The sequence below is a fragment of the Planktothrix sp. FACHB-1355 genome (assembly GCF_014748295.1).
GTDB classification, from domain to species: Bacteria; Cyanobacteriota; Cyanobacteriia; order Cyanobacteriales; family Aerosakkonemataceae; genus Aerosakkonema; species Aerosakkonema funiforme_A.
This window is the reverse complement of sequence record NZ_JACJUP010000163.1, coordinates 1-8,660: the sequence shown is the minus strand read 5'-3', so window position 1 is coordinate 8,660 and position 8,660 is coordinate 1. Positions and strand designations below refer to the sequence as shown.

6 protein-coding genes are annotated in these 8,660 nt (G+C 46.0%); 4 read left to right on the top strand and 2 right to left on the bottom strand.

The window, feature by feature from the left end; translation table 11 throughout:
* The 4 genes from H6S82_RS09940 to purF form a co-directional block, all read left to right on the top strand.
* Positions 1 to 550, top strand: a 550-nt coding sequence (locus H6S82_RS09940) for a sensor histidine kinase (RefSeq protein WP_191056183.1), incomplete at its 5' end; no start/stop codon positions are given.
* Between the two features lie 137 nt (positions 551 to 687).
* Entirely contained in the window at positions 688 to 1,503 is an 816-nt protein-coding gene (locus H6S82_RS09935; protein ID WP_190463220.1) for an Rpn family recombination-promoting nuclease/putative transposase, read from the top strand.
* A 321-nt stretch (positions 1,504 to 1,824) separates the two neighbouring features.
* Positions 1,825 to 5,664 (top strand): phosphoribosylformylglycinamidine synthase subunit PurL, encoded by a 3,840-nt coding sequence (gene purL, locus H6S82_RS09930; RefSeq protein WP_190463222.1) that lies wholly within the window; start codon positions 1,825 to 1,827, stop codon positions 5,662 to 5,664.
* A gap of 255 nt (positions 5,665 to 5,919) precedes the next feature.
* The gene (gene purF / locus H6S82_RS09925; RefSeq protein ID WP_242056887.1) at positions 5,920 to 7,374 is read left to right on the top strand and encodes an amidophosphoribosyltransferase; all 1,455 of its coding nucleotides are present in this window, start codon (positions 5,920 to 5,922) and stop codon (positions 7,372 to 7,374) included.
* Between the two features lie 141 nt (positions 7,375 to 7,515).
* Here purF and H6S82_RS09920 read toward each other — a convergent pair whose 3' ends face one another.
* On the bottom strand, positions 7,516 to 8,100 hold the full coding sequence (locus tag H6S82_RS09920) for a chorismate lyase (protein ID WP_242056886.1): 585 nt from the start codon (positions 8,098 to 8,100) through the stop codon (positions 7,516 to 7,518).
* A gap of 116 nt (positions 8,101 to 8,216) precedes the next feature.
* Positions 8,217 to 8,420, bottom strand: coding sequence for a hypothetical protein (locus H6S82_RS09915; RefSeq protein WP_190463229.1), 204 nt, complete (start codon positions 8,418 to 8,420; stop codon positions 8,217 to 8,219).
* Between the last annotated feature and the right edge of the window lie 240 nt (positions 8,421 to 8,660).

Below are 8,660 nucleotides of genomic sequence, written 5' to 3'. Positions count from 1 at the left end.
AACAACAGTTAACTTCTCTGCCTTTGAACTTAAAAGCTTTTGCGAATCCATTTGGGAGGACGTTAAAACAATTACGAAAACTACACACAAACTAGCATTCCAGAATAATTGCAATAATCTTACTTTAGTTTCTAATAAAACTCTTTTAAGGCAGATTTTGATGAATTTGCTGTTAAACGCTGTTAAGTATTCTCCTGAAAATAACACACTTTTCTTTGAATTAGATTGCCAAAAAAACCTAATAAACTTTCGGATAAAAGATCGAGGCATAGGTATTCCCAAAGAAGATCGGGAACACCTATTTGAAGCGTTTCATAGAGCGAGCAATGTTTTGAACTTTTCTGGGACGGGTCTGGGAATGGCAATTGTTAAAAGAGCGGTGGAATTACATGGCGGTAGCATCGCAGTCGAAAGTGAAGTGGGTAGTGGAACAACGATAACAGTAACTATACCAACTATTTGTACCAATTTACATACTAGCAATTGGGAAAGTAAAATATTTTGTGTTTGCGACGATCGCGATCGCTCTCTCCAAAATAGCAGCTTATAGCAAAAGTGACAGTGGAATAGAGCGATCGTCTTGACAAGCGATCGCTTTTTTTTCCTATAGGTTATTAACCAGCCGATCGTATCTCAATCGTGTCACAATAGAAAACAGGAAAACAGCCACGCTACGCGACAAATACTGTGAGAACCGATACCATTTTCTATCAACTTTTTCAAACCTTCCCCAGCCTACTATTTGAACTCATCGCTGAACCTCCATCGCTCGCTAATAGCTATGAATTTTCCTACAGAGAAATCAAAGAACTTGCTCGCAGCTTTGATGGTTTGTTTTTGCCAACTGAAAGCGCTTCCCAACAACCCATTTACTTTGTCGAAGTTCAGTTTCAGCCAAAATCAGACTTTTACTGGCGATTTATAACGGAAGTATTTGTCTACTTGGGTCAGTACAAACCTGCTAACGACTGGCGTGCAGTAGCAATATTTGCAAGGCGCAATTTAGACGATGGAGTACCAATGCAGTATCGAGGTTTGCTTATGAGTCAGCAAATCACATCTGTATATCTCGATGAATTAGGGGAAACAGCATCTTCATCCCTCAGCTTGGGAATAGTACAGCTAGTAGTTGGAAGTGGAGAAACCGCAGTTGAACTAACTCATCGACTCCTGCAACAAGCACGCACGCAACTGTCGGATGAAGCTCTCTTACGGAAAGTTATAGAATTGATTGAGAGCGTCTTGATTTACAAGTTTACCGCACTAAGTCGTCAGGAGATAGAAACCATGTTTGGATTAAGCGATCTAAAAGAGACAAGATTTTATCAGGAAGCCAAGGAAGACGGCAAACAGGAAGGCAAGTTAGAAGGCAAGTTAGAAACAGTACCCATTTTATTGCAATTGGGTTTGACTGTCCCACAAATAGCCGAAAGACTTGGTTTGGATATTGAAGCGGTAAAACGGGTTTCTCGTGCAGAAGTTGGCGATCCGCCAAAAGGATAATTTATCGGGATTAGATTAAGAGCGATCGCACTTCAAATTGCCCAATATGGAAGTGCGATCGCTCTTTAATCTCTTCCTTAACAAAATCGCGTCGCCCTTGGGATTATTGGCTCTCCCGTACCTATGGTGATAAATTTAGCTAATGAGGGAAATATGTAAACAAAGCAAAGTAGAACACTAACGATATTTAGAGTAATTTAAAGAACGTACTTAGTTTGCCATCCTGATTCTGTACAACTGAATTCGCCAAATACGAAAAGATTGCACGAAACAGGACAATAATCGATAAAATTAAGCCTGTGCTATTACTGCAAGGGTTCCATGTCTACCACTTCTCCTTTCTCTCCTGAAGAAATCGCCGCTGAAGGACTCAAACCTGAAGAGTATCAAGAAATCGTTAACCGTCTCGGTCGCCATCCCAACAAAGCTGAGTTGGGAATGTTTGGCGTCATGTGGTCGGAACACTGCTGCTACAAGAATTCCCGACCCCTACTCAAACAGTTTCCCACCACAGGCGATCGCATCCTCGTCGGCCCCGGAGAAAACGCCGGAGTGGTAGACTTAGGTGACGGAATCAGACTCGCCTTTAAAATAGAATCTCACAACCACCCCTCAGCAGTCGAACCGTTTCAAGGTGCAGCCACAGGCGTTGGTGGTATTCTGCGCGATATCTTTACAATGGGTGCTAGACCGATCGCCCTATTGAATTCCCTTCGCTTCGGTTCTCTGGAAGATGCGCGTACCAGAAGGTTGTTCAGCGGCGTAGTTTCGGGAATATCCCATTATGGAAATTGCTTAGTCGCCAACGAGACATTTATCTGGCGCGACGAGAACGGCGTCCATTTTGATACAATCGGAAACTTTGTGGAATCGCGGTTACCATCGGGCAAAACAACCGTAGAATTAGATGCTACTACCTCTGTAGAAACCCTCTCCATAGACCCCGACACTCTGCAAAGTTGCTGGCAACCAGTGCGACGTATTTTCAAGCGACGCAGCAATAAACTTGTAACTATTCGTACAAGTTTAGGCCGTACTCTCAGGGTCACGCCAGATCATCCCAGTTTCATTCGACGTAACGGCGAGTTGGACATACTGCCAGCACTATCTTTAAGCGTTGGCGATGAAATTCCCATACTTACCAATTTCCCTTTCTCGGACAGCGAGGATATTCCGCCACTAGATTTACTTAGCACCTTGGATGAGGCGCACAGTAAAGACGTTTATGTAGCTTTGCCTCCAAATTGGCAGGCAACGGATATTGTTCGTGCAGCTTTACAATTGCTCGAATCTTGTGCAAGTAATCGTTGCCGCTACTTGAAAAAAGGCTTACTCCCCCTGCAACATTTTCTGAGTTTGGAACCACTGCTCAACGTTTCCCGTAGGGATATATGGCTTTACCGCAAAAGTGGTAAAGCTAACTACATGAAAGCAGTCATCCAGCCAGATGAGCTATTTGCACGTTTACTTGGCTACTATCTCTCTGAGGGATGTGTATCCCAAAACGGGAATACCGATAAAATCATTTTCACCTTTGCTCACCACGAAATCGAATACGTTAATGACGTATTGGATGGTCTAAAACGTTTGGGATTGAAAGGCTACGTAGAAAAACGCGCTTCCACTATTGCTGTGTACGCAACTTCCTGGTTGCTCGGACACCTATTGAAAAACGTTTGGCACTGTGGTAAAAAAGCAAGCAATAAGGCTTTTCCTGCTTTTGTCTTCCATTGGCCTCGAAATTTACAGAGGGAAGCACTCAAAGGTTTGCTGCGCGGTGATGGTTCTCTAACAACGCGCACCAAAGGCAGTCATACCAAAATTGCCTTTGCTACGACCAGTCACAAATTATTTGAGCAAGCAATAACTCTGATTCAAAATCAGGGCGCTATTCCACTAATTTATCACCGTCTTGCCAGTCAAGGACAAATCGAAGGACGCACTCATCAGCGCCTACCCTTGTGGCAATTGGAAGTTTGCAACTTTGCCGGATTGACAGCATTAGCTAATGTTTTTAGCGAAGAACGCACTGTCGAGTTAGCCACAGCTTTAACTCGGTATAACGGAACAAAATATTCGTTTCCGCGTTTTCGGCAATCATCAGATGATGTCGCTTTTGTCAAGATTAAAAGCATAGAAACTAATAACGTTGATGAATGCGATGTCTACGATGTTGAGGTAGATAATACTCATCTTTTCGTTACCAATTCCGGTATAGTTACTCATAATTGTGTGGGAGTACCCACAGTTGGCGGCGAAGTTTATTTCGATCCTGCTTATTCCGGAAATCCCTTAGTTAACGTGATGGCATTGGGGTTGATGGAAACCCAAGATATTGTCAAATCTGGTGCAGTAGGAATCGGCAATCCCGTACTTTATGTCGGTTCTACCACGGGAAGAGATGGGATGGGAGGCGCAAGTTTTGCCAGTGCGGAACTTAGCGATGAATCGATGGACGATCGACCCGCCGTGCAAGTGGGAGATCCTTTCTTAGAAAAATCTCTGATCGAAGCTTGTTTGGCAGCTTTTAAAACAGGTGCGGTTGTCGCCGCACAAGATATGGGTGCAGCAGGAATTACCTGTTCTACTTCGGAAATGGCAGCAAAAGGCGGTGTGGGAATAGAACTGGATTTAGATAAAATCCCAGTGCGGGAAAGCGGTATGGTTCCCTACGAATATTTACTGTCAGAATCCCAAGAAAGGATGCTGTTTGTTGCCCATAAAGGACGCGAACAGGAATTAATTGATATTTTCCATCGTTGGGGGCTGCACGCGGTAGTAGCGGGAGAGGTAATTTCAGAACCAATTGCGCGAATTTTGTTCCAAGGTAAAGTGGCAGCTGAAATTCCCGCTACTGCATTAGCGGATAACACACCAATTTATCATCGCGAGTTACTGGCACAACCTCCAGAATACGCCCGCAAAGCTTGGGAATGGACAGATCAATCTCTACCTGCTTGCAGTATAGGTGGGATCGAAATTGAAGGTAATTTGAAAAGTTGGAACGATATCCTGCTCACACTTTTGGATAATCCCACGATTGCATCTAAACGTTGGGTTTATCGTCAGTACGATCATCAAGTGCAGAACAATACTGTCATTTTACCCGGTGGTGCCGATGCCGCAGTTGTCCGAATTCGCCCCGCTGAAGAACTTCCCAATCCAAAAACGGAAATTCAAAATCCAAAATTGGGAGTTGCTGCAACTGTTGATTGCAATTCCCGTTACGTTTATCTCAATCCCTACGAAGGTGCTAAAGCAGTTGTCGCCGAAGCTGCACGCAACCTCAGCTGTGTGGGGGCAGAACCTTTGGCAGTTACGGATAACCTCAATTTCGGCAGTCCGGAAAAGCCTGTCGGATATTGGCAACTGGCAGAAGCTTGTCGGGGAATCGCGGAAGCTTGTCGGGAATTTAGTACACCCGTCACTGGTGGTAATGTTTCCCTCTACAACGAAACGCTCGATAGCGATGGTAATCCCCAGCCTATCTATCCCACGCCTGTGGTGGGAATGGTGGGATTGATTCCCGATATTACCAAGATTTGCGGTCAAGCTTGGCAACAAGCCGGAGATTTAATTTATCTGCTGGGACAACCTCTTGTGGGACAGGCGTCTCGCCTGTCACAAACAGAAGGCGGGCAGGATGCCCGCCCCACAAGAGAGATAACATTGGCTGCTTCCGAGTACTTAGCTGCAATTCACGGTGTTGTCGCCGGAATTCCTCCACTGATAGACTTTGAGTTGGAACGCCGCGTGCAAGCTGCCTGTCGGGAAGGAATTCGTCAAGGTTGGGTGCGATCGGCTCACGATTGCGCTGAAGGAGGATTGGTGATTGCACTCTCGGAAGCTTGCATTGGCGGTAAGTTAGGTGCCGAAATTAATTTAGGAGTTAGTTCATCAGATTCTGTGCGCTGGGATTGTCTTCTATTCGGGGAAGGCGGCGCAAGAATTATTGTGTCGGTAGCGCAAGATCGATCGGAAATCTGGGAATCCTATTTGAAGGAGCAACTGAGCGAGAATTGGCAAAAAATCGGTCAAGTCGGTAATCCCGATGCCCATTTACGGGTAATTACGGCAGACGATCGACCCTTAATCGACGTTACCATTACGGACGTGTGCGATCGCTCCTTTCACGCGATCGAACGGCGTTTAAGTATTTAGCCAATGAGCCCAGTTCTCTTTTATTGAGTGTTTCAGTACAAATAGTCCAGACCGCAGTAGGGGCGACTTCGGTTAATAATGGGAGCAAAAACCCTCCCCTACTCCAAAAATCGGTCTTGTTAAGAGCTGTTTAAGATGGGTAAACTTTTGTTAATCTCTCTCTTAAGAGCGATACCTCTGACTCAAAATTCCTATTAGGAGCAAAGCCGTAGCATGATCCCCAACGATCCCTTCTCCTGTGACGACTATCCTGGCATGAGCGACGAGGCAAGAATCGATAAACCAGAGGAAGCCTGTGGTGTTTTTGGCATCTTAGCACCGGAAGAAGATGTCGCTAAATTAACTTATTTTGGGCTGTACGCTTTGCAGCACCGAGGTCAAGAATCGGCAGGCATTGCCACTTTTGAAGGCGATCGCGTGCATTTGCACAAAGAAATGGGGTTGGTGTCCCAAGTCTTCAACGAAGTTATCCTCAAAAATCTTCCTGGTAATTTGGCTGTGGGTCACACCCGGTACTCTACCACCGGTTCCAGTCGCGTTGTTAATGCTCAGCCCGCAGTTGTGGAAACTCGTCTGGGTTCATTGGCTTTAGCACATAACGGGAATCTTGTCAATACGGCAGTTCTGCGGGAAGAGTTGCTGGAAAGTAACTGTAATTTAGTCAGTACAACGGATTCAGAGTTGATTGCCCATGCGATCGCCGAAGAAGTAAATGCGGGCTATGACTGGCTGGAAGGTGCGATTCGCGCCTTCCATAGGTGTCGGGGAGCCTTTAGTTTAACGATCGGCACTCCAGTAGGTATCATGGGCGTCCGCGACCCTAACGGTATTCGTCCTTTGGTAATAGGTACGATCGACACAGGCGAAGATGGGCGTACCAAACGCTACGTCCTCTCCTCCGAAACCTGCGGCTTAGATATAATTGGAGCCGAATACCTGCGCGATGTAGAACCGGGAGAATTGGTTTGGATCACAGATGCCGGACTGGCTTCCTTCCACTGGACGCAACAGCCAAAGCGCAAACTTTGCATCTTTGAAATGATTTACTTCGCACGCCCAGATAGCATTATGGAAGGCGAGAGCCTGTACAGCTATCGGCTGCGACTGGGGCGTCACCTGGCAGAAGAATCACCAATTGATGCCGACATTGTAATCGGCGTACCCGACTCTGGCATTCCTGCTGCGATTGGTTATTCGCAAACTTCCGGCATTCCCTACGCTGAAGGTCTGATTAAAAATCGCTACGTGGGTCGGACTTTCATTCAGCCTACTCAGAAAATGCGGGAAACCGGTATCCGTATGAAACTCAATCCTCTTAAAGATGTTTTGGGTGGGAAGCGGATTGTGATTGTCGATGATTCGATCGTCCGGGGAACTACCAGCCGCAAACTCGTCAAGGCATTGCGCGATGCGGGTGCAACCGAAGTGCATATGCGAATTTCATCCCCGCCAGTCACTCACCCTTGCTTCTACGGCATCGATACTGACAGTCAAGACCAATTGATTGCCGCTACCAAATCTGTCGCTGAAATTGCTAAGCAAATCGATGTTGATTCATTGGCATATCTCAGCCGCGAAGGGATGCTCAAAGCAACTGGAGAAGACCCCCAAAGTTTCTGCTCTGCCTGCTTCACTGGCGATTATCCCATCTCAGTTCCGGAGCCTGTCAAACGCTCTAAACTGATCCTGGAAAAAGTTGCCAGCGTTTAAGTAACTCAAGTTGATAGTTATAGCATTGAGGGCTACAGAAGAGGGAGAGTGGGGGTGCGGGGACACGGGAGAATAAATCTTTTCCCTTTTCCCTCTCTCTCCTTCCTTTTGACTTTTGACTTGGCGTAGCGGCGCTACCGACTATCCATCCATCTGCATTGGGCCAAGATACTTGGTTAAATAAGGGGAAAAAACTTCATAAATAAGCGTTAGGGGCTGTCTGTGATGCCAAAATAAGTAGTGACGGCCCCAAAACGGCCCCTCATATCCAAATGCAGTCTCTAAGGCAGACGATCGACCGTAATAAATTCCTTGCACATCTCTATATAACTCAGTTCGCAGGCGTTCCAAACTGGCCCAAATTGGCAAAGAGCGATTTTGCAAGTATTCATCCACATGGCTAGCTTCCCACCAAGAAGCAGCATAAGCCAACCGTTCTCCAGAAGCCTTGCGTAACCATACCTGTCGTCGTATGCGTGGCCCCGGCACGACTTCCATTTGTGCGGGTGCGCCATCCGAGTCCATCGCAATGGCAGACATATCAATCACATCTACTTCTATCTTCTCCCCAGTGAGCAATTGCAGGTGGCGCGTTGGAGAACCGTCTCCCAGCAGAAACATTTGCCATGTTGGTGCCAGCTGAGTGTGCGGCAATCCTTGTTGAATAATTGCTTCTCCTCCCTCCCAGATCGGAGTAAGCGGGTGCCAAGCGGTTGGCTGGGTCAGGATTTCTGTGGCTCTGTAGGTTGCAGTCAAGGTTCATTACATAACTTAACTGTTTATAATGATAACCTTGCTGGCGATCTATTCCCGATCTCGGTTAATTACAAGGCTAACTGGACTTATTGGGGGATGCGGCTCATAATTCTTTTCTGACGCTCAGCAGCTTTGTCGTCCTCTTCGGTGCGATCGGCTTCGGAAACTGGGAGATCGATATTATAATCCGCGTCAGCAGTATCTGAACCAGTTTCAGGGGTTAAGAAACCGGAATCATCCAAATTGTCAGCATCAGCTTTTTCTGCTGGTTTATTGGTTTCTGATATCATTTTTTTTGCCTCAATCTTGAATGCGATCCCAAACAGCTATAACTTCAGCAAACTTTCTCGTCGGTTATCCCACAAAGGTTGAAAATTTATTAGTAATCTACATCAGTCTTAAGTAGGATATTGGTTACTAAGAATAAAAAACCTATCTGTCCGTAATTTCGCAAAAAGCCTGCGTTTATCAGGGCGAACGCAAATAAAAGCCCTATCTAATTTAATTTTATCCTGGAATGCGATCGACAA